Origin of the sequence: Desulfomicrobium baculatum DSM 4028, from assembly GCF_000023225.1 — a bacterium.
Taxonomy (GTDB): Bacteria; Desulfobacterota; Desulfovibrionia; order Desulfovibrionales; family Desulfomicrobiaceae; genus Desulfomicrobium; species Desulfomicrobium baculatum.
The window spans coordinates 985,756-1,005,055 of sequence record NC_013173.1; the positions used below are offsets into that span (position 1 = coordinate 985,756).

General features: G+C 57.4%; 19 protein-coding genes and 2 tRNA genes. 6 read left to right on the plus strand and 15 right to left on the minus strand.

Features of this window, described 5'->3' with window-relative positions:
- Positions 1 to 225 precede the first annotated feature (225 nt).
- From DBAC_RS04580 to DBAC_RS04590, 3 genes are all read left to right on the plus strand, one after another.
- Positions 226 to 534 carry a winged helix-turn-helix transcriptional regulator gene (locus DBAC_RS04580; protein ID WP_015773119.1) on the plus strand — a complete coding sequence of 103 codons (309 nt, stop codon included), beginning with the start codon at positions 226 to 228 and terminating at the stop codon, positions 532 to 534.
- Positions 531 to 1,712, plus strand: a complete 1,182-nt coding sequence (locus tag DBAC_RS04585; protein WP_015773120.1) for an MFS transporter — start codon at positions 531 to 533, stop codon at positions 1,710 to 1,712. The genes DBAC_RS04580 and DBAC_RS04585 overlap by 4 nt, the downstream gene beginning before the upstream one ends.
- A gap of 167 nt (positions 1,713 to 1,879) precedes the next feature.
- Complete coding sequence (locus DBAC_RS04590; RefSeq protein ID WP_015773121.1) at positions 1,880 to 2,566, plus strand: tellurite resistance TerB family protein; 687 nt, start codon at positions 1,880 to 1,882, stop codon at positions 2,564 to 2,566.
- A gap of 153 nt (positions 2,567 to 2,719) precedes the next feature.
- Here the strand turns inward: DBAC_RS04590 and DBAC_RS04595 are convergent, their stop codons facing one another.
- The 13 genes from DBAC_RS04595 to DBAC_RS04655 all read right to left on the minus strand — a co-directional run bounded on the left by DBAC_RS04595 (position 2,720) and on the right by DBAC_RS04655 (position 15,494).
- Complete coding sequence (locus tag DBAC_RS04595; protein WP_218915589.1) at positions 2,720 to 3,001, minus strand: universal stress protein; 282 nt, start codon at positions 2,999 to 3,001, stop codon at positions 2,720 to 2,722.
- The gene (locus DBAC_RS04600) at positions 2,943 to 3,605 is read right to left on the minus strand and encodes a class I SAM-dependent methyltransferase (RefSeq protein ID WP_015773122.1); all 663 of its coding nucleotides are present in this window, start codon (positions 3,603 to 3,605) and stop codon (positions 2,943 to 2,945) included. Before DBAC_RS04600 ends, DBAC_RS04595 begins: the two co-directional genes overlap by 59 nt.
- A gap of 207 nt (positions 3,606 to 3,812) precedes the next feature.
- Positions 3,813 to 4,406 carry a PIN domain-containing protein gene (locus DBAC_RS04605; RefSeq protein WP_015773123.1) on the minus strand — a complete coding sequence of 198 codons (594 nt, stop codon included), beginning with the start codon at positions 4,404 to 4,406 and terminating at the stop codon, positions 3,813 to 3,815.
- 82 nt (positions 4,407 to 4,488) lie between these two features.
- Positions 4,489 to 7,617, minus strand: a complete 3,129-nt coding sequence (locus DBAC_RS04610) for a DEAD/DEAH box helicase (RefSeq protein WP_015773124.1) — start codon at positions 7,615 to 7,617, stop codon at positions 4,489 to 4,491.
- Entirely contained in the window at positions 7,617 to 8,042 is a 426-nt protein-coding gene (locus DBAC_RS04615) for a (deoxy)nucleoside triphosphate pyrophosphohydrolase (RefSeq protein WP_015773125.1), read from the minus strand. The genes DBAC_RS04610 and DBAC_RS04615 overlap by 1 nt, the downstream gene beginning before the upstream one ends.
- A 240-nt stretch (positions 8,043 to 8,282) precedes the next feature.
- Positions 8,283 to 9,224, minus strand: coding sequence for an HNH endonuclease (locus DBAC_RS04620; RefSeq protein ID WP_015773126.1), 942 nt, complete (start codon positions 9,222 to 9,224; stop codon positions 8,283 to 8,285).
- Positions 9,225 to 9,509: 285 nt separating this feature from the next.
- Positions 9,510 to 9,585, minus strand: a tRNA-Ile gene (locus DBAC_RS04625).
- Between the two features lie 28 nt (positions 9,586 to 9,613).
- A complete protein-coding gene (locus DBAC_RS04630) occupies positions 9,614 to 10,531 on the minus strand; it encodes an NAD(P)/FAD-dependent oxidoreductase (protein ID WP_015773127.1) in 918 nt (305 codons plus the stop codon).
- A gap of 64 nt (positions 10,532 to 10,595) precedes the next feature.
- Positions 10,596 to 12,230 (minus strand): response regulator, encoded by a 1,635-nt coding sequence (locus tag DBAC_RS04635; protein ID WP_015773128.1) that lies wholly within the window; start codon positions 12,228 to 12,230, stop codon positions 10,596 to 10,598.
- Between the two features lies 1 nt (position 12,231).
- Complete coding sequence (locus tag DBAC_RS04640) at positions 12,232 to 12,714, minus strand: adenosine-specific kinase (RefSeq protein ID WP_015773129.1); 483 nt, start codon at positions 12,712 to 12,714, stop codon at positions 12,232 to 12,234.
- A 29-nt stretch (positions 12,715 to 12,743) separates the two neighbouring features.
- Entirely contained in the window at positions 12,744 to 13,214 is a 471-nt protein-coding gene (locus tag DBAC_RS04645; protein ID WP_015773130.1) for an outer membrane lipoprotein, read from the minus strand.
- 127 nt (positions 13,215 to 13,341) lie between these two features.
- Entirely contained in the window at positions 13,342 to 14,277 is a 936-nt protein-coding gene (locus tag DBAC_RS04650) for a hypothetical protein (RefSeq protein WP_015773131.1), read from the minus strand.
- Positions 14,274 to 15,494 carry an L-serine ammonia-lyase gene (locus DBAC_RS04655; protein WP_015773132.1) on the minus strand — a complete coding sequence of 407 codons (1,221 nt, stop codon included), beginning with the start codon at positions 15,492 to 15,494 and terminating at the stop codon, positions 14,274 to 14,276. Before DBAC_RS04655 ends, DBAC_RS04650 begins: the two co-directional genes overlap by 4 nt.
- A gap of 122 nt (positions 15,495 to 15,616) precedes the next feature.
- Between DBAC_RS04655 and DBAC_RS04660 the strand changes: the two genes are divergently transcribed.
- Complete coding sequence (locus DBAC_RS04660; RefSeq protein ID WP_015773133.1) at positions 15,617 to 15,871, plus strand: HP0495 family protein; 255 nt, start codon at positions 15,617 to 15,619, stop codon at positions 15,869 to 15,871.
- Positions 15,872 to 16,081: 210 nt separating this feature from the next.
- Positions 16,082 to 16,157 (plus strand) — tRNA-Lys (locus DBAC_RS04665).
- Positions 16,158 to 16,370: 213 nt separating this feature from the next.
- On the opposite strand, the gene DBAC_RS04670 is transcribed toward DBAC_RS04665, so the two are convergent.
- Complete coding sequence (locus DBAC_RS04670; RefSeq protein WP_015773134.1) at positions 16,371 to 17,540, minus strand: multidrug effflux MFS transporter; 1,170 nt, start codon at positions 17,538 to 17,540, stop codon at positions 16,371 to 16,373.
- Positions 17,541 to 17,713: 173 nt separating this feature from the next.
- On the opposite strand from DBAC_RS04670, the gene DBAC_RS04675 reads away from it, so the two are divergent.
- Positions 17,714 to 18,181: a hypothetical protein gene (locus DBAC_RS04675; RefSeq protein ID WP_015773135.1), complete on the plus strand. Its 468-nt coding sequence runs from the start codon at positions 17,714 to 17,716 to the stop codon at positions 18,179 to 18,181.
- A 47-nt stretch (positions 18,182 to 18,228) separates the two neighbouring features.
- Here DBAC_RS04675 and DBAC_RS04680 read toward each other — a convergent pair whose 3' ends face one another.
- Positions 18,229 to 19,179, minus strand: a complete 951-nt coding sequence (locus DBAC_RS04680) for a bile acid:sodium symporter family protein (RefSeq protein WP_015773136.1) — start codon at positions 19,177 to 19,179, stop codon at positions 18,229 to 18,231.
- Positions 19,180 to 19,300 lie beyond the last annotated feature (121 nt).

The window sequence follows — 19,300 nt, forward strand, 5'->3', positions numbered from 1 at the left end:
CCAGGCAGGTCACGTCTTCCATCCGGGGCGCAAACGGGCCAGCATGATTCACATCTTGACCTGAAGCGCAATGTCAAACCCCAGGTTCATTGGTTTGGACTTGACATGAACAGATATGTCGAGGAATAGGAGTTTTTATTAACGAAGTTTGTTTCGCGAATAAATATGCGCACAGGCGTTGCCTCTGACGACAAGCCCACACTCAACCATTACGGAAGGATACTCATGCCCATCACACCTCCGCCGTCCTCATGGACTTTTTTGACCAATCACACACATGTCCTGTTCTGTCTGTCCCGGGATCCGGGCATGCGCATGAAGGACATTGCCAGCGAGGTCGGCATCACGGAGCGTGCCGTCCAGCACATCGTTGCAGACTTGCGTGCCGCCGGTTACCTGATCGGGTCGCGCGAAGGCCGACGGGTCACGTATACCATCCTGCGCGACCAGCGTCTGCGCCATCCTTTGGAGAGCGGCTGTTGCATTGGCGACGTCCTTGAGGTTTTGGAACGCTTTACGGAAGCTTCAAGATGAAATGGGTTGTTCTTTGCGCAGGATGTCTGACCCAGATGATACTTGGAGGCATTTACGCATGGAGTGAGTTTGTTCCGCTTCTGACAAACGAATATGGTTTAACATCAAGTCAGTGTGGCCTCATTTTTGGTGCCACTATTGCGGTTTTTACCAGTGTCATGATACCCGCAGGGCGTTTTTTGCAGCGTCATGGAGCACGTTTGACAGCGACAGTCGGCGCAGTGCTTTTTTCTGGGGGATATCTGGCGGCATCGTTGTCACAAGGAAACTTCTTCCTGCTGTTCCTGAGTCTCAGTGTGATCACGGGAGCCGGAATCGGATTCGGATACATCTGTCCTCTGACGGTCTGCATGCAATGGTTTCCGAATAAAAAGGGGCTCGTGACCGGAGTCTCGGTTGCTGGCTTCGGGGCAGGCGCCATCCTTCTGAGTGGCGTGGCCGAACATCTTCTCGTGACCCGCGACATGGACGTGATGCATGTTTTTCGCTTTGTCGGCCTTGGCTCTGGCGCAATCGCACTATGCAGCGCCCTGCTGATGCGCGAGCCACAGCCGGACAGCCACATCCAAAGCCACAATGCTCCAGTCAGGCCAGTTCTTGATTTCAACTTGCTGACTTCGCGAAACTTCCTGCTCCTGTGCCTTGGCATGTTTTGCGGAACCTTCGCGGGGCTGCTGGTAGTGGGAAATCTCAAGCCCATTGCCTTATCCTTGGGACTCGGGAGTTCGACCGCCACTCTGGCCATATCGGTCTTCGCCCTGGGTAATGCTATCGGCAGGATAGGCTGGGGACAGGTTCACGATCGTGTCGGTTCGCGTCTGGCCATTTTTCTTTCTCTGGCTTTTTTGGGGTTGAGCATGCTGCTCTTATTGCTGCCCCCTGTGCCCTCGCTGGTGCAAGCCGCCGTGCTGTTCACTGGTATCGGATTTGGCGGTTGCTTTGTCGTTTATGCAGCCTCCATAGTCGATCAGCTTGGGATAGATTTGTTTCCCCGGCTTTATCCCATTTGTTTCCTCTGGTACGGTCTTGCAGCACTTATAGGTCCGCCGCTGGGGGGCATTGTTGCTGATGCGACCGGATCGTATGGAATATCCATTGCGATGAGTGCGTTGTTCGTCTTGATCACAGCGCCGCTGACGTGGTTCTTGTTCCAAAAGAAAACGCTTGTAAGGTTATGATTTTCTGTTGAGTCATTATCTAACGTTATTTATATGGAAAAATTGAGATTTTTTTACGATAATTGATGTATTTATAAATCAATTTATTTTTGAAATGATGTGAATTAAAATTTTTTCTTGTTCATGTGTTTTGTAAAATGCCGTTTTATTTTATAAGGAGTTTATTTATGAGTATTTTGAATCTTCTTGATCAAATGTTGCAGTCAGGTCAGGGAGCATTGCAAAACGCTGGAAATCGCGGGCATGCTCCAGCGCAGGGAAATCCTTTGGGTGCCCTGCTCACGGGAGCGGGAGGCGGCGCTTTGGCTGCCGGTACAATCGGGGTGCTCATGGGCAGCAAAAAGGCGCGAAAGATCGGAGGTTCGGCGTTAAAATACGGCGGTCTCGCAGCGCTCGGCCTGGTGGCCTACAAGGCTTTCAACACGTGGCAGCAGAACAACTCATCCGCAGTTCAGATACCGCAGCCCCGGACGGTTGACAGGATTCCAGCTGCCGAAGCCGAATTTCATGGAAAGGCGGTTCTTCGGGCGATTATCGCGGCTGCGAAGGCGGATGGTCACATTGACGATCGTGAACGGCAATTGATCGACCAGAGTATCGCGCAGTTAACCGATGACCGGGAACTGCAGTTTTGGGTTGACCAGGAGCTGCGCAAGCCCATGGATCCCGCTGAAATCGCGACTTCCGCCACAACTCCAGAGATTGCCGCTGAAATGTATTTGGCCAGCCTGCTGATGGTGGACGAGGAAAATTTCATGGAGCGTGCTTACCTGGACGAGCTGGCTCGCCAGCTGAAGTTTGATCCGTCCTTTAAGCTGGAGCTGGAGCGTCAAGCCAGGCAAGCACAAGGTTGATTTGTTCATGAATACAAATTGGTATGGTTTTTTGGCAGCAAATACAGACTGAAGAGATTCCCCCGGAGGTGATTCGTGAGCAAACAAGATGACCAGTATACATCGGCCGGCCCCCAAGGGAAGGGGATGCCGGCCTCTGTGCAGCTTTTTCCTCTAACGCATAAGCAGGGTCGGGATTTTTGCGGAGCGCAGCAGGTCTGATGTCTTGCTCCCGAAGAACAGGTTGCGCAGTGGGGAATGGCTGTATGCGCCCATGATCAGCATATCGATTTCCTGATCACGCACGTATTGGGCGATGATGCTCTCCGCATCGCCGGGGATAAAAGCGTCGGTCACCTCGAATCCTGCCGAATCCAGTGTCGTCTTGGCCCATTCTTCAGCTTGGTCGTGTATAGACCGCAAAAAAATGGGGAACGGGTGGATTTTGGTTGTCATCGTAGGCGAGAAAATATTTCTCGACGAGATTGGCCCGCACGAAGCCGTCGATTTCGCTCCGGTCCAGGGCAATGGGGAATGTCTGCGAGTGGTCTCCAATCTCCCGGCTACGGCACGACACCACGATTTCTCCTCCCGGCGCGACCAGTTCCGCGATGGCGCTCAGTGCTCTGGCGCGGTTTGGGCCGGAGAGGATCTGGATGGTGTTGCATTCGTACACGAGGTCGAAACCGCGCAGCCAGTGGACGGGATGGTCGAACAGGTCGGCGACGAGGTAGTCCACGGAACTGTCGGGGTAGCGCCTGCGGCACATGTCGATGGCCGAGGGCGAGATGTCAAAAGCCACAACCGCGTAGCCGCGCTCCCGCAGCGCCTCGGCGTCGTCGCCCAGACCGCAGCCGACCACGATCGCGCGGCGGCCGGACTGCCGGGGATGGCTGTCGACCCAGTCAAGAAGCAGGGGATTGGGCTCAAGGTCTGCCCAGTAGACCTTTTTGATCTCGCCGTCGGCCTGCGCGTAGAACTCCTCGAACCAGCCGTCCGGGTCGCCCTTGTCGGCGTATGTTTTGGCCATCAACTGCGTTGCGAGCTTGGGGTTGTCCAAGGGCGTCTCCGTGATTGGCCCGCCAACTGGCAAGACCGGCGTTTGGGATACCATAGTTCTATATGGGCCGTGGACATGGACATCAAGTGCCACAGGTTCCAGCCAAGCGCGTAGGGTGAACGAATCACGATATTATATCGGCACGGCCAGGGCAGTGGCGGTTGGTGAAGTCCTTGTTCATGTAAGCGTGCCAACCGTGCGTCTTTTTCAGGGCAGGGCGTAAGACACCTTGTTCTCATTGATGAGGATCCAGCCTTTGCTCTGCATTTCGGCCAAGAGCGACGTGAGCTCCTCATCGGCGAGCTGCTTCTGGAACAGGGCGCTGATGGTGCTGGAGAGCGTCTTGATGGTGCGCGGCTTGGCCGCTCCACGCTGCTTGATGTTGGAGACAATCACCTCGATCTTCTCTGAAGCGGATTTGGCGTTGGAGGCCTTGAGCAGGGGAATGTCGGCAATGGAACTGGAACGTGCGACCGAAATCTTGTTGCTTCGAAGATGCTGGATCAGCGGGTCAAAGCCCGTGTCCTTGGAAATAACGTGGAAGTAGGCTGTCTGATCCTGGGCGGCCAACTGGCCGACATAGAAGGCGATATGGAAATCCAGGGCATTGGATCCGTTGCCGGAAATCTTTACGTACTCGGCCCGCGTGCCCATCTTCTGGATCGCGGCCGCGAGGACGAAGGGCAGCTTCGTCTGGCTCGCCCCGACAAACAGGAGAATCTTGAAGTGCTCGGCATCCAGTCCGGCCAGCGCGTCGACGTGGACGTTTTCGTAGTCGATGAGGACATAGTTCGTGCGCAAAATACTTCCCCCTTCATGATGATGTCTGTGAGCGGGTGCTTATTTATTCGAAGCAGTTAAGAAGCAGCGTGCGGTACCATTTTTAGCCGCCTTTTCTGTTATCTTCGAACATTTCGACAGGCATCGGATAGTCCAATCTCCACGTCATCTTGATCGGTCTGTCACTCTCGAATTTGATCAGCTGCACCGGCCCCAGACACGTGAAAGGGGCGGTGGCACCGTTTCTTTTTTTCTGTCCGCGGGCAAAGATGAGAATCGTGTACCCTCGGACCTTGTGGTGGATCAGGTTCTGGCCGTCAGTGTGATGCTGAGCGGTGTTGGACTGGGACTCCCAATGCAGCAGCTCACGACTGATCGGGTAGTCTGCGTACATGGTGCTTGGTGAAAACTCTTTTTCTGTTTTTTGGAAGGTCACAAGCAGGGCGTAGGTTTTGATTTCCGCAAAATGTAGCACGCCTACGCCGGCCTTACCGGCTGATTCCAAATTCGCCTTGCCGAGGGCCGCTTGGATCTCCTTGATGCCGTAAAAGGCATGCAATTCCAGTGGGCAGGCGTAGGGAAGCTGCATGCTTTGGCCTGCTGCATTGCTGGCTTCCTGCGACCATGCCAATATCTCATCCAGATCCGCGCAGATCGTCGGGTTTGCCGCCAATCGCGAGAAGGCCTCCTCAAGTGACGCAATGTCAGCTTTATCCCCTCTGTCGCCCCAGATACGATAGTAAATAAGGAAGGCCGAATCACCGGCCAGAGATACGGCCTCATTAATATTTTCCTCCCTGATCTTGCTGAGAATCTGGCGATAGAGCGCGGCTTCATGAGGGCCGCTGATGAATGCTGCGCGAATCAACGCCTTCTTCAACCTGTTCAAATCGGGATCGGTGGGGATCGGCCCCAGTTGTGCTTTTGCCTTCCAGCCGCTCCATGTTTCCCTGGCCAGCAGCACCTCCGGTTCGTAGTCGTGGTATCGGATGAAGTTGCCGAAGGTCAGGTCCTGATCCGTCTCGTGAGTGAAAGACTGCAGCCGCTCGGGCACTTGAACGGCAAGGCGCCTCAGGTTCTCCCGGATGTTTTCCAGAACGTATTCCCTCGAAAGCCGGTCAAGCTGGATTGAGCAGCCAGCCGGTAGATGCGGGAAATCGAGTTCCACTTCCTTGTCGATGGCAAAACGATGCCTTGGAAGGAGAGCCTTGAATTTGCTGTCCGCGCGGAACCGGCGGTGCGCTTGGCCGACAAAATCGAGGACCGTTAGGCAGTCTTTTTCCGGGGCGTGGCGCAGCCCGCGTCCGAGCTGCTGAAGAAAGACGGTCAGGCTCTCGGTCGGACGCAAAAAGAGGATCGTATTGACCTCGGGCACGTCCACGCCTTCGCTGAGTTTGTCTACCGTGAACAGGAACGTGAGCGCGCCATTTTTCAGTTTGCTCAAAAGGTCAGCACATGCGTGTCCATCCAGGCCGGAGACAAAGGCTGCGGAAGGCAGGCCGCGCAGACTGAGTTGGTCGGCCATGAACTGCGCATGCCGAATCGTCACACAGAACCCGATTCCTTTGAGGGTGTGCAATTCGGGTTCATAGCGATGCAGGGCGGATATGATCGTTTCCACGCGTTGCTGGGCGCGGACCTGACCCAGGACGTAGACATTTTCAAGTGCGGATTCATTGTAACGGCCATTGTTCCAGAACTGGTCGCCATTGATGGCAATTGGATCGGAAACGCCGAAATAATGGAAAGGGCAGAGAAGTTTTTCTTCCAAGGCCTCGGGAAGGCGGATTTCTGCAGCAAAGCGATTGCCAAAATCTGCCGCCACGTTGCCGCCATCCATGCGTTCCGGGGTTGCAGTAAGACCGAGCAGAACCTGTGATTCGAAGTGGTCGAATATCGGTCTGTAACTGTTGGCGACACCGTGGTGGGCTTCGTCTATGACGATATAGTCGTAAAAACTTGGGCCAACGAGTTCCCATAGTCGTCGTGTTGAGAGCATGTTGATGGAGCAGAACAGATGCTCCATACGGCCTGCCTCATGGGCACCGACCTGCAATTCTCCGAAATTCTGGTCTCGCAAGACCTGACGGAACGTTGCCAGGGCCTGCTGCAGGATTTCCTGCCGGTGAGCCACGAAGAGTAGTTTCGCTTGGCGGCCGTTTTCTTCATAAAACCGCTTGAAGTCGAACGCGGTGATCACCGTTTTGCCTGTGCCCGTGGCGGCAATCACGAGATTCTTCCACCGGTCGTGAAGAGATCGCTCCCTGTGCAACGCCTCAAGGATGCGTTCCTGGAAAGGATGGGGGCAAAGATCGAAAAAGATTGCCGGAGCATCACTCTGCGGGTTTCTCGCCCGCGCAATGGCTGTGCGAAATGGTGCCGGGTTCTGCGGGTCGAAGGGAATGAACTCGCGGCTATTCCAGTACGTCTCAAACTCGATCGAGAATTTTTCCAGGATATGACCCATGTCTTGAGCGGTAATCTTGAGATTCCACTCCAGGCCGCTGGTGATGGCGGCATGTGACATGTTGGCCGAACCGATGTAGGCCGTTGAAAATCCGGTATGTCGCAGGAAGTGATATGCCTTTGCGTGCAGTCTGGTGCGCTCCGTATCGTAGGAAACGCGCACCTGCACGTTTGGGAGAGCTGCAAGCCATTCCACCGCCCGGGCATCTGACGCCCCCATATATGACGTGGTGATCACGCGAACCGGAATGCGCCGTGCACGCAAATCCTCAAACGAGGCCATCAAGAGGCGAAGCCCGGACCACTTGATGAACGAGAGCAGAATATCCACGCCATCTGCCGAGCGCATTTCCTCATTGAGTTCATGGGCAAGCTGCGGTTCCTGGGGTGAGCCTGTAAAAAGACTGCTTTCCGAGAGGGACGTATGCGGGCGGGGAATGCCGGGTTGGCCAAAGTTGGGCGGGGTAATTTCAAGAAGAAGAGGTTTTAGTTCCGGAACGAGGCAATGCTTCCGCAGATGCTCCTTGCCCGGTTGGCTGGCGACCTGCGCGAGGATTTCATTGCATAAGGCCAGCCGTCGTTGAGGGTCCGATTCTTCGCGCAGAGCCTGCTCCAGCACTCTGGCCACAAAGGAGGCATAACGACTTGGTATCTCTTCCTGATCGATCTTGCCGAAGATCGTTCGCAGTTCCGGATGCCGATTCAACGATTCGCGCAGCAGTTCATCAAGAAGCGCGTCGTAGATGCCTGGCGCCGGGTGTTGCATCAGGCGGTTCCGCCGTTTGTGGACATGTACGCCGTGACTACCGGAATATCCGCTTCGGCCCAGTCCAGGGTGTGCAGTTGGCTTGGCAGCAACCAGAGTAAGGCGGCGTGTTCATGAAGGACAATTTCGCCTTCTTCAATAGTGCAGACGAAGGGGTAGAGGGTGATTGTGAATGTTGGATACTGATGAGTGCTTGCAGGAAGGCTACGTCCAATGCGGGCCTGAATCCCGATTTCCTCTAGCAGTTCGCGGCGCAGGCATTCCTCGGCTGTTTCGCCGGGATCAATCTTGCCGCCAGGGAATTCCCACTTGTGGGGCATGTTCATAACGGCACTGCGCTGGGCCGCGAGCACGCGCCCCTCACGTTCGATGATGGCGCATGTAACGTGAATGTGTTTTTTCGTAGAGGGGGGATTATTGTCCATATATAGGGCATTCAGTGATATAGGTTGAGCTGCGTCTTCATTTGGCAAGGACTGGCTGAAGCCACTTTTATTGCCAGAGAAAATAAGCCCTAAGTATGCAGAACTGTCAAGAATAATAGGCTGTAAGACGATTGAATGGCGTATGCTTCAGTAGAAATAAGCTTTTGGTACTGTCATATATTTTTTGGCTCAGCGCTGGTGTGGATCGGCACTTCTGCTGCAGAAAGGTCGACGCGATCATCACCCAAGCTTGTACCGCTGCCGGTGCCACGCCAGATTATCCGTCGCCGGGTAGTAGCACTCCCTCTCAGGCATGATCATGGGCCGGTTCGCAAACTGCTGGATATGCCCTGGAAGGTTGCCGTCGCGCGTTATCGAGCGGGCGACGATTACTTTGAAGTCGTCGTCGAATCCCACCAGCCCGCTGTCGAAAGTCCAGTGGCAGAGCTTGCACAGGGCCAGGCCGTTGGTGGGGCTGTCATCATGGGAGACGGCCCAGTCCTTGATGTGGGCGGCGTCCACCACCGTGCGACTGTCCGGGGAAATGATGCGGATGCCGCACAGGGCGCAGCGGTGATCATAGACCTTGACGATGACCCTGCGGAATGCCTGGTCGCGGGCGGGTTTCTCCACGGCTTTTTCGTAGAGAGCGGGGGTTTCCCGCAGGAGTATGTCGGCATAGTCGAAGGCTGACAACTGGGTGTTGGCCAGGTCGAGCAAGAGTTTTTCCAGAACTGGGGCAAAGCTGCGGCGGATGAGATTCAGCCGGGCTGTCGCGCGTTTTTGCGGGTTTTTGAGATGCTCAAAAAATCCTTCGTTCAGGGATGCGAAGGCGTACCGCTCCCGCACGTTCCTCCAGGAGGACGGTTCAGTTGCCAGCAGTGTTTTTCCGGGGATCGGATGCAGCGTCCAGAACCCGTCCGTTCGGAGATAGAAGAAGGGCAGGTGAAGGCTCGGACGTAGGCGGTCGGGTAGGATGGCGTTCCAGTAGAGCATGAACGCGTCGGTCAGGTCGTCGTCGGGCACGATCCGGTTTTCCGTGATCCTGCCGGCATCCATGAGGTCGAGCACGGCCAGGAGCAGGAAGGGCTTGTACGGAGCCCGGCCAAAGGTTTCTGTCGGCCAGGTTGCTCTGTTGGTGTCCTGCCGGATGGCCGGGAACGCGAAGGATGGCATTTGCATGGGGCTTTTTATCGCCCATTTTAGGAAATGTCAGTAGGGAAGCTCAGAGTATTCAAGCTTTTGCACCCTATATGTCACTGGTCGGATGTGAACAAAATACCTCTCCCTTGATGCAACGACAGATTGAGGCCATCTCGGTCTTGATACCCCATTCCAATACCCCCACAGAGGTGAGACGCAAGAGGTAGTCTAAAACGTACTGATGCAATTTTATGAGTAATAATCAAAGGATCTCAGGTGGATAGCAATAAAAAAGCCCGGAAATCCGGGCGTTTTTTGTGTGCATGGTGGGCCAACCAGGGGTCGAACCTGGGACCATCCGGTTATGAGCCGGGGGCTCTACCAACTGAGCTATTGGCCCTCTCGTGAGGAGCAACGGTTGTTAAGTCCTACTTCGCTTCTTTGTCAAGAAGTGTGCGGCGTCTCTCTTTGACGTGGCTGATGGCCGCGCGTCCGGCCAGGGCTCCCTCGCCCACGGCCACGCTGATCTGCAGAAAGCGGCCCACACAGTCTCCGGCCGCGAAAATACCGGGGACATTGGTGCGCTGTTCACGGTCCGTTTCGATGAACTGACCGTTGCGTATGAGGCCCAGGCTGTAGGCGAAGTCGCTGGAAGAGGCCTGCCCCATGGCTATGAAGAGGCCCTGGGCGTCGATCTGTTGTCCTGATTCCAGTTGGGCTGTTTCGAGCCCGATTTCTCCGGCCAGGGTGACGATCTTGCCTTCCAGGACGGGGATCTTGTTTTCTTCCAGACGGTAGAGGAAGTCTTCGCTGATAGCCAATTCCTTGCCCTGGGAACAGATTGTCACATTCGGGGTGTACTGCAGCAGTTCAAGGGCCTGGTTGGCGGCGAAGTTTCCTTCCCCGACGACCAGGACCGGTTTGCCGCGCATGAAGAAGCCGTCACAACTGACGCAGTAGGACACTCCCTTGCCTTCATAGTCGCCCAGATTCGAGATGCCGGGTCTGATGCGGGACACGCCGGTGGCCAGGATGATGGACGCGGCTTCGATCTCCTCGTCCTCGGTCTTGGCCACGAAAGCGCCTGTATCGTTTTGATGAATGCCGAGCACCCGGTCGCAACGGATATCCGCTCCGAACTTGGCGGCCTGTGCTTTGCCTCGCTCGATCAGCTCCTTTCCGGTAATGGTCTCGGTGAAGCCGAAATAATTGTCTATTTCATAGTCGCCGGCAACTTTTGGGGCGCATCCCAGAATCAGGGTGCGCATGCCGGCCCGTGCCGTGTAGATGGCGGACGAGAGGCCTGCGGGCCCTTGTCCTATGATGAGGATGTCAACGCTTTCCATAATGATTCTCCTTTGCTTGTGGCAGGTCAGATAAGAACGGACCAAGCGCGAGGCAATGCGTATTTCAAATTTTGCAGTGACACTCTGCCAGACAGTGGTGCAGGGCCTGCCCAAGGGTGACCATGTCGACCGGTTTTGATATGATCCGGCACACTGCGTGGTGTGAACAGACGATGTTCCCGAGCGGCGAGGCCGTGGCCAGCATGATGCGCAGGGCCGGATTGACCTTTTGCGCCGTCGCGCAAAGCATATCAAGGCTGTTCAAAGGGCCGTCTTCGGTCAGGATGAGATCGAACCGCATCGGCTCTTCCTGCACAAGTTCGCACCCGTGCGCCACGCTGTCGGTCTGCCAGATCTGGTAACCGAGTTTGGTCAGGCAGGAACTGATGGTGGTGCGTACCTCCGGATGTGACTCGATGACCAGGATGCGTTCCGCATTGCCCCGAATGTTCGGAATCGAAAGACACTCGGCGCAGGTCGGGATTTTACTGCGGCTGACCGGCAGACAGACCCTCGCTGTGGTGCCGCCTGCCTGGTTTCGGGAGAAAAGCAGCTTGCCGCGCAGTGTCTTCACGATCTTCTGCGTGACAAAGAGTCCAAGCCCGGTCCCTTCGTCTCTGGGCTTGGTGGTGAAGAACGGCTCGCACAGCCTCGGCAGGTTCTCTTCAGGTACGCCCGGCCCGTTGTCGCTCACGCTTATGACCATGAGCATGCTTTCGGGATCGGTGATCATGATATCCGGCTGCTGGTCGTCATATGCCGTGGCCGAGATCTCGATGCACGGCTCTTCGGTGCCTGCGAGGGCATGGATGGCGTTGTTGGTCAGATTCATGAGAATCTGCTGCAGATGGACCGGGTCGCCAAAAAGCGTGCCCAGAGTGTGGTCCACCCGGGTCTTGATCTCGATGCGCGAATTGGTGGTGCCCCGGATGATGTCCAGGGTTTCCAGCATGGTGTCGCGCACGGAAAAATGGGTGAATTCCTCGTGCATCTTGCCGGTAAAATGCAGCACGCTGCGAATGAGCGAGGTGCCGCGCTGGCAGACGCGCAGAATGCGCTCCAGGTCTTCCTGGTCCGGGGTGTCGCTTGCCGCGACGGAACCGCGAATGAGTTCTGTGGAGAAAACGATGGAGGACAGGATGTTGTTGAAATCGTGGGCCATGCCGCCGGCAAGGGTGCCGATGATGCCCAGCTTTTGCTGCTTTAGAAACTGCTGCTCAAGTTCACGGTTGGCCTTTTGCAACTCCAGGGTGCGTTGCTGCACCTGGCGTTCGAGGTTGAGCTTGTAGTCCTCGTTTTCGCGGATCAGCGCGGCCCGTTCCAGTGCCTTGTCCACGGCGTGCAGGAGGACCGTGGGCGAGACGATGGGCTTGACCAGATAGTCCCAGGCACCGAGGCGCAGGGCCTCCACCGCTTCATCAAGGCCTCCTTCGCCGGAAACCACCAGCACGGGAGTGTGGGGCGTGACGCCGGAGAGCCTGGATAATAGTTCCAGGCCGTTCATGACCGGCATCTTCAGGTCGACGATGAGCAGGTCCGGCCCGTGGGCCTGGAACATGTCCAGGCCTTCCTGCCCGTTGCCGGCCTGCAGGATCGTAAAACCCCGGGAGCTGAGGCTCGCTCCGGTGGTGGCGCGGATGAACGGATCATCGTCCACCACCAGAACGGTTGTCGGGCGTTTGGGCTGCGAAGCCGGCATGTCAGAACTTGTAGCCGATCATGCGCAGGAATTTTGTGCGCTTGTCCTTGTCTTCGTCGGTTTCGACTCCTTTGGATGCAAAACCGTCGACCACGCCGAGGATGCCCCGGCCCTGATCCGTCTGGGCCACGATAACCTGAACCGGGTTGGCCGTGGCGCAAAAGAGGCGCACCACTTCGGGCACGTTCTGGATGGTGTTGATCACGTTGACCGGGAACATGTCGCGCATGAACAGGATGAAGCTGTGTCCGGCGGAGAGGGCCAGCGCGTTGTCGCGGGCCAGTTCGATCAGTTCGGGATCCGTGCCCGAGGTCCGGACCAGGCAGACATCCGAGGCCTCGCAAAAGGCCAGGCCGAACTTTGCGCCGGGCACGGTGTTGACCATGGCCTCATGCACGTCTTCCACGGTCTTGATGAAGTGGGACATGCCCAGGATCAGATTGAGGCCGTGCGGGTTTTTGATGGGTACGAGCGTAAGCTCCATCTTCATCTCCTAAAAAATGTTGCGGACCGCTATTTTTGGACGCGCGACGAGCCGTCGTTGGCGCGCAGTACGCGCACTCTTTCGCCGGCATAGAACTCCTGGTCGGCTTCCTGAACCACGCTCAGGATTTCGCCCGTATCGAGTTCCACCATGATCTCGAGTGCGTTCTTCTTGGTCACGCCTTCCTCGGCCATGGCTCCGACAGCTGCGCCGCCCAGCGCGCCGACTACCGCGCCAAGCACCTGGCCCCGGCCGCCGCCGACCATGCTGCCGAGCACGCCGCCGGTCACACCGCCGCCCACTGCGCCGACACCGCTCTTCGTGCCTTCAATCTGCACGGCTCTGACCGATTGCACGGTGCCGTAATTGACCCGCATTTCCTGCCTGGCCTGGTCGCGAGAATAGACCTGTCCCGAACGGCTGGAGGCGCAGGAAGTCAGCAAGCCGCTGCTTGCGATCAGAAAGAGGCAAAGAATGAGCAATGTTTTGTTATGGCGCATAGTAAGCTCCTGGGTTGCAATTTGAAACGGGGGTTCTCCGATCCACGCACTGGAAAAGAGTCCTGAAGCCAATCTATAGTGGTTTGGCGATGGGGGTCAAGGATTCGCCGCGCAGGGTATACCCGGTTTATTGATTGAGCGTTCCCGACAGTGCACTTTGCGCGGTGCGATCGTGGGGTTTCAGCGCTTCAAGAAGGACCGCTTCGGGATCGGCAATGTTTTTGGCGCGCAGCACCTTCAGGAACTTTTCGTAGAGAGTGTCCAGATCTACATACTGCGCCACGGATTTGTATTCGGGCATGGTCAGCACGGAAGAGTAGACGGGCAGATTGTCCGCGTCGTGACCGTTCAAGACCACAAGGGAGAATTTGCGCCCTTCAAGTTCGAAATCCAGTTTGAATTCCTTGATGTCGGTGTTGGTGATGGTATTCAGGTTCGAGATTGATTTGGCCCGGGCGAAGATGCCGGAGATGATGCGCAGGCTGTCTTTTTTCATCTGGGCCAGAGCTTCGCGCTCGGACAGCTCGATCAGCAGGATGGACTTGTTCAGCTCGTAATAGATGTCATCGAAAATATTGTTGTTCTTGAGTTCGTCGTAGAGCGCCTCGAAGTCGGCGTGGTTGATCCTGCGGAAATGGGACATGTCCGGCCGCTCGTTTTCCACGGCCTCGAAATCATCGCATACATAAGGCACGATGGATGTGGTCTCGTAGAGATAGAATTCAAGGCCGATGGCCCCTTCCTCTTCCAGGATGGCAGATACCGACAGATCGGCCAGCAGCGTGCCGCCGTCGATTTCCAGGCCGTAGTCGGCGTAGGTCTGGCGCAAGCGGGGGTCGGAGGCCTCGATGACGTAGTTGTAGATGGGGTAGGCCAGACCGTCCTGGTCGTGGATGGCCAGCTCCTTCCAGGAAGCGAAACGGGTCGCGACCATGTGCTGAAAAATCTTCTTTATAAACTTCTTCATGCACATCGTGAAGAGTTTGAGTTCCTTGCCACGTACGGTCGGTTCTTCTGATTCCCTGGTGGTAGGCAGCTCTTCGAAATCTTCATCTCTCTTCATGCGGGTCCTCGTTTTTCCTTGCGTTCGCCATATGCTTTAGCCAGCCCCCCGTGGGATGTTTCCCGGTAGAGGCTCGGCAGGTCGTGTCCTGTCTCTTTCATGACTCGCACCACTTCGTCAAAGGGGATGCGGTGGGAGCCGTCCGATAAAAGCGCCATGTGCGCGATGCTCACGGCCTTGGAGGCGGCCATGGCGTTGCGCTCGATGCAGGGTATCTGGACCAGCCCCCCCACGGGGTCACAGGTCAGTCCCAGGTGATGCTCAAGCCCCATCTCGGCGGCATACTCGATCTGGCGGATGGTGCCGCCCATGAGTTGGGCGGCGGCCGCCGCGGCCATGGCGCAGGCCGAACCGACCTCGCCCTGGCATCCGACTTCGGCCCCGGAGATGGACGCGTTTTTCTTGATGATCACGCCGATCAGTCCGGCTGTGGCCAGAGCCTGCAGGATGGACCGGGGGCGTAGCCCCATGATTTCATGCAGGTAGCGCAGCACCGAGGGCAGCACTCCGCTGGCTCCGCAGGTCGGGGCAGTGACCACGGTCCCGCCGGAGGCGTTCTCCTCGGACACGGCCAGCGCGTAGGCGGCCAGCAGGCCGGTGCGGCGCATCTCCAGTCCGCCGAGCAGGGTTTTCTGGTGGTAGGAGCTGGCCTTGCGGGCCAGGCCCAGGCCGCCTGGCAACACTCCTTCAGTGGTCAGGCCGCGTTCCATGCAGTCCCGCATGGCGTTCCAGATGTCTTCCAGGAAGATCCAGATGTCCTCGCTCTCGTGGCGGGACACGAATTCCCAGTAGGTGATTCCTTCTTCGGCGCAAAGATCCATGATTTCCGTCAGGCTTTGCAGCGGATAGACTTGTGGCGTGGCGAAGGTTGAGCCCCTGTCGCGCAGGGCGCCGCCGCCGATGCTGAACACTGTCCAGCTGTCGATTACGTGTCCGTTTTCGTCCAGGGCCGTAAAGTCCATGGCGTTGGGATGCTCGGGCTGTTGCCGGTCATGGGCCCAGACGATTTCGACGGGGAAGGGGGCCAACGCTTCCCGGATGGCCTTGTCGGTAAGGTGCCCCTTGCCGGTGGCGGCCAGACTTTCGTACAGGACCACCTGGAACGACGCCGCGCCGCGCACGCGGGCCCGGAACTGCTCGGCGGCGAGTTTGGGGCCCATGGTGTGGCTGCTGGAGGGACCTGCGCCAATTCGATATATTTCCCGGATGGATTCCATCCGCACCTCGCCACGTGGAAATTTGGTATTGACTGTCCGAAAAGGCCTGGGTCATGAAGTCCGTCACGGACGCTGGTCCTTGGACTAGCCGCCCCGCACACATCCGTCAACAAGGAGCCCCGATGAACAAGCCGGAACTCGAGTTTCCCCTGCACTGGGAATATAAAATAATCGCCACGCGGACTGATGCGGCTTTCGCGGCCATTTGCGCTACGATAACCGCCCACGGCTTTGCCGAAACACCGTGTGCCAGCAACGTTTCCCGCAACGGGTCGTATGTGACCTACACCGTGCGCATGCGCATCGAAAGCCGAGAGCAGCTTGACGGCCTGAGCCGGGCCTTGTCGGATTGCGAGGGAGTGAAGTACCTGCTTTAAGGTGAATACTGATCGGTGAAAGGGAAGTGGCAGAGACAATTTTCGATTCAGTCTTTTAAGACTGATTTTTTCTTGATAATCCATATTTTACAATTCAGCATTTTTTCCTCTTGACTGCCCACAGGGAAACTCGTAGAAGCCTCTTCGTTGTCGGCGCGAAACATGTTTTGAAGGCTAATGCCTTGACATGCTTTGCATATTCCGACTCGCGGGCCAATAGCTCAATTGGTAGAGCATCTGACTCTTAATCAGCAGGTTCAAGGTTCGATTCCTTGTTGGCCCACCAGCGCACCCACGGGGTTGCGGAAATACTTTCCGCAACCCCTTTTTGTATTTTGGGCTTGGTAAATCGGGAGTTGGAGCGGCTTGCGGCGAAAAGGCGTGAAATCGCGGGTCGATCCGGTGTCGGATACAAAGAAAAAGGCATGTGATTGCGGAGAATTGCCGCGCACCACATGCCTTTGCGTTCATCGTGAACCGGGGTCGTCCGGCCCGGCTTCTATGCCTTCGTTCGACTCAATCTCGGCAACAGCAGCAGCACCAGTGAACTCGTGACCATGCCGACCAGCGCCATGGTCAGGATCTTGTTGTCCCAGGGCAGGGCGATGAACCACATGGCCGTGGCGCCGCACACAAAATAGGTGAACATGATCAGCGAGGCCGCAGATCCCGCGTCGTTCTTGACCTGTTCGAGCAGGAAGTTGCTGCTCGGGGGGCGGGTCAGCCCCAGGCTCATGGTCATGGCCGCCATGGGCAGGGCCATGCCCCAGGGGCCGAGTCTGGAGCACAGGGCCAGGATCGTGGCGAAGATCAGAATCCCGGCATAGCCGATGAGGATGATGCGAAAACCCGGAATGCGCTTCAGCAATCGTCCGCAGATCCAGAATCCGAGCATGAGCGCGGCGGAATTGAAGGCGAAGAAGTAGCTGTATTCCTGTTCGCTCAGACCGAAATAGGTCACGAAGATGAAGGACGACCCGCCGATGAAGCAGAAAAGCGGGGTCATGCCCAGGGCGATGAGGGTGCACAGGGTCATGAAGCGTGGGTTGCACATCAGCCTAACGTAGCTGCCCATGACCTGGCCGAGGGTGCGCGTCGTGGCCGGGGCGGGTTCCTTGAGTCTCAAGACCCCGCAGATGGCCAGGGCGCCAAGGAGCATCTGGGCGTAGAAGATGGCGGACCAGTGGGCGAAGGTGAGCATGAGGCCGCCAAGCACCGGCGCGAGCATGGGAGCCAGGGACACGATGACGGCCATGTGCGCCAGGGCCCGTTCCCGCTCCGCCCCTACGAAATAATCCTTGGTCATGGCCAGGGACAGGGTGGAGGCAGAGGCCGCCCCCATGCCTTGCAGGACGCGTCCGACAATGAGCGCCGTAGGGCTTTCCGCTCGGGCGCAGACCAGACATGCCAGGATGTAAAGGGAAATACCGCCCAGGAGAACGGGCTTGCGGCCATAACGGTCTGAAAGCGGCCCGTAGAAAAGCAGAGCCAGGCTGAAGCTGACGAAAAAACCAACCAGGGTCAGGTTGATGATCGTCTCGGTGCTACCCCAGTCCGTGGTTAGGGAGGGGAGTGCCGGCAGATACATGTCCGTGGACAGGGGCGGAAAAGCCGCGAGCAGGGCCAGAATGAGCAGGGCGCGTATTTTTAGGGGGGCTGGTATTGTCATAATGATTTTTTTGTTGGTTTGAGGGGCTCGCCTACTCTCCGCGTGCGGGGCAGGCAAGCAAAACTCCAATGGATTTTTTTTGGTTTTTTGCGTGCGAAGAACGGTTGGCCCTTGGGCGGAACAATCTCTGCACTACGGTGATGCAGCAGGAAGATTTTTCCCGGAGGTATCACATGAGCATCGCACCCCTGGCCGCTCTCGGCATCGCCAAGACGGCATTTTCCATCATCGGTTCCCTGGCCGACGCAATGAAGCGTCCCTCGGCGGAATCCACCGGTTCCGCCATGGTCGCGGCCGCGCCGCAGGAATCCTTGTGGCATCAGATCGGCAAGGAAGTGGACTTGAGTTCCATGACCAAGGATGACCTCGCCAAGGTCTCGTCGATGCTCTACGACAACGGACTCATCAGCCTGCGAGACCACGCCACGATGACTTTCGATCCAAGCTTCGCGGGTTCCTCGAACCTGCTGACGGCGGCGGACGGGTCGGGCCGCGTGGACTGGATGGCGGAGTTTCAGGCTCGTTTGGCCAAACACCAAAAAGAGGGCGATACCCAGTCCGCTGCCCAGGATGGGCGCGTGCTCGACATCCTGTCCCGACTGCAGGCCGGAGCCAAGGGCGTCACTTCGATCCGGGTCTGACCCGGCAAGGTTTTCCCGTTTTTCATTCCGGCTTCGTCAGCCGCGTCCTATTCCTTCACGTGGAGATTCCCCTCGCCTGCGCCGGCAGTCCGGCTCCAAATCCGGGCCAGGGCGACTCCCGTCAAATTCTGCCACAGGCTGAAAATTGCTCCCGCCAGGGCCGCCGTCGGGCCGAAAAACGTTCCGGCCAGGGCCACGGCCAATCCTGAATTCTGCATCCCCACTTCAATGGAAATCGTACGGGCAGTGATGGTCCCGCCTCCCAGCATGCGTGTTCCCCAAAATCCGCAGATATAGCCCATCGCGTTGTGCAGGATGACCGCGAGCATGATCAGCGCCGGAAATTCCAGAATCGTTTTTTGATTGAGGGCCACCACGCAGGCGATGACGGCGGAGATGGTGACCACCGAGATGGATGGGAAAATTTGGATCAGCGGCTTCAGCCGCTCGCGCAGCAGATGGCGCAGGATCAGGCCGTCCAGCAACGGAAAGACCACGATCCAGAACACGGAGCGGACCATGGCCCAGAAATCCACGTCCACCCGTTCTCCGGCCAGCAGTTCCACCAGGGCCGGTGTGGCCAGAGGCGCAATGAGGGTGGAGAGAAGGGTCATGACCACGGACAACGGCACGTCGGCCCGCGCGAAGTAGGCGATGACATTGGAGGCCGTGCCCGACGGGCAGCACCCGACCAGAATGACGCCCACGGCCGCCTCGGGCGGCAGGCGCAGCGCCAGACAGAGGGCCCAGGCGATGAGCGGCATGATCAGGTACTGGAGTCCCACGCCGAGCCCCGCCGTCCGCCACTCACGGCCCACCCGCGCGAAATCGCCGAAGTCCAGGGTCAGGCCCATGCCGAACATGATGATCCCAAGCCCCAAGGCGATGTGCGGCTTGATCCAGGCGAAAAGCGGTGGATGAAAGAGGGCCAGCAGGGAAAATCCCACGGCCAGGGTCAGGAAATTGCGTTCGATCCATTGTGCCAGGGTGCGCAGCATGAAGGGCTCCGAAGTTCGTGTTCGCGGTGGGTGAGTGTGGTCCCAAAAGGCGTGGAGAGTCAACGGGATGCAGAGAAAGCGGGGGAACGGCGCGGGCCGGGCGCATGGCCCATCCGTTGAG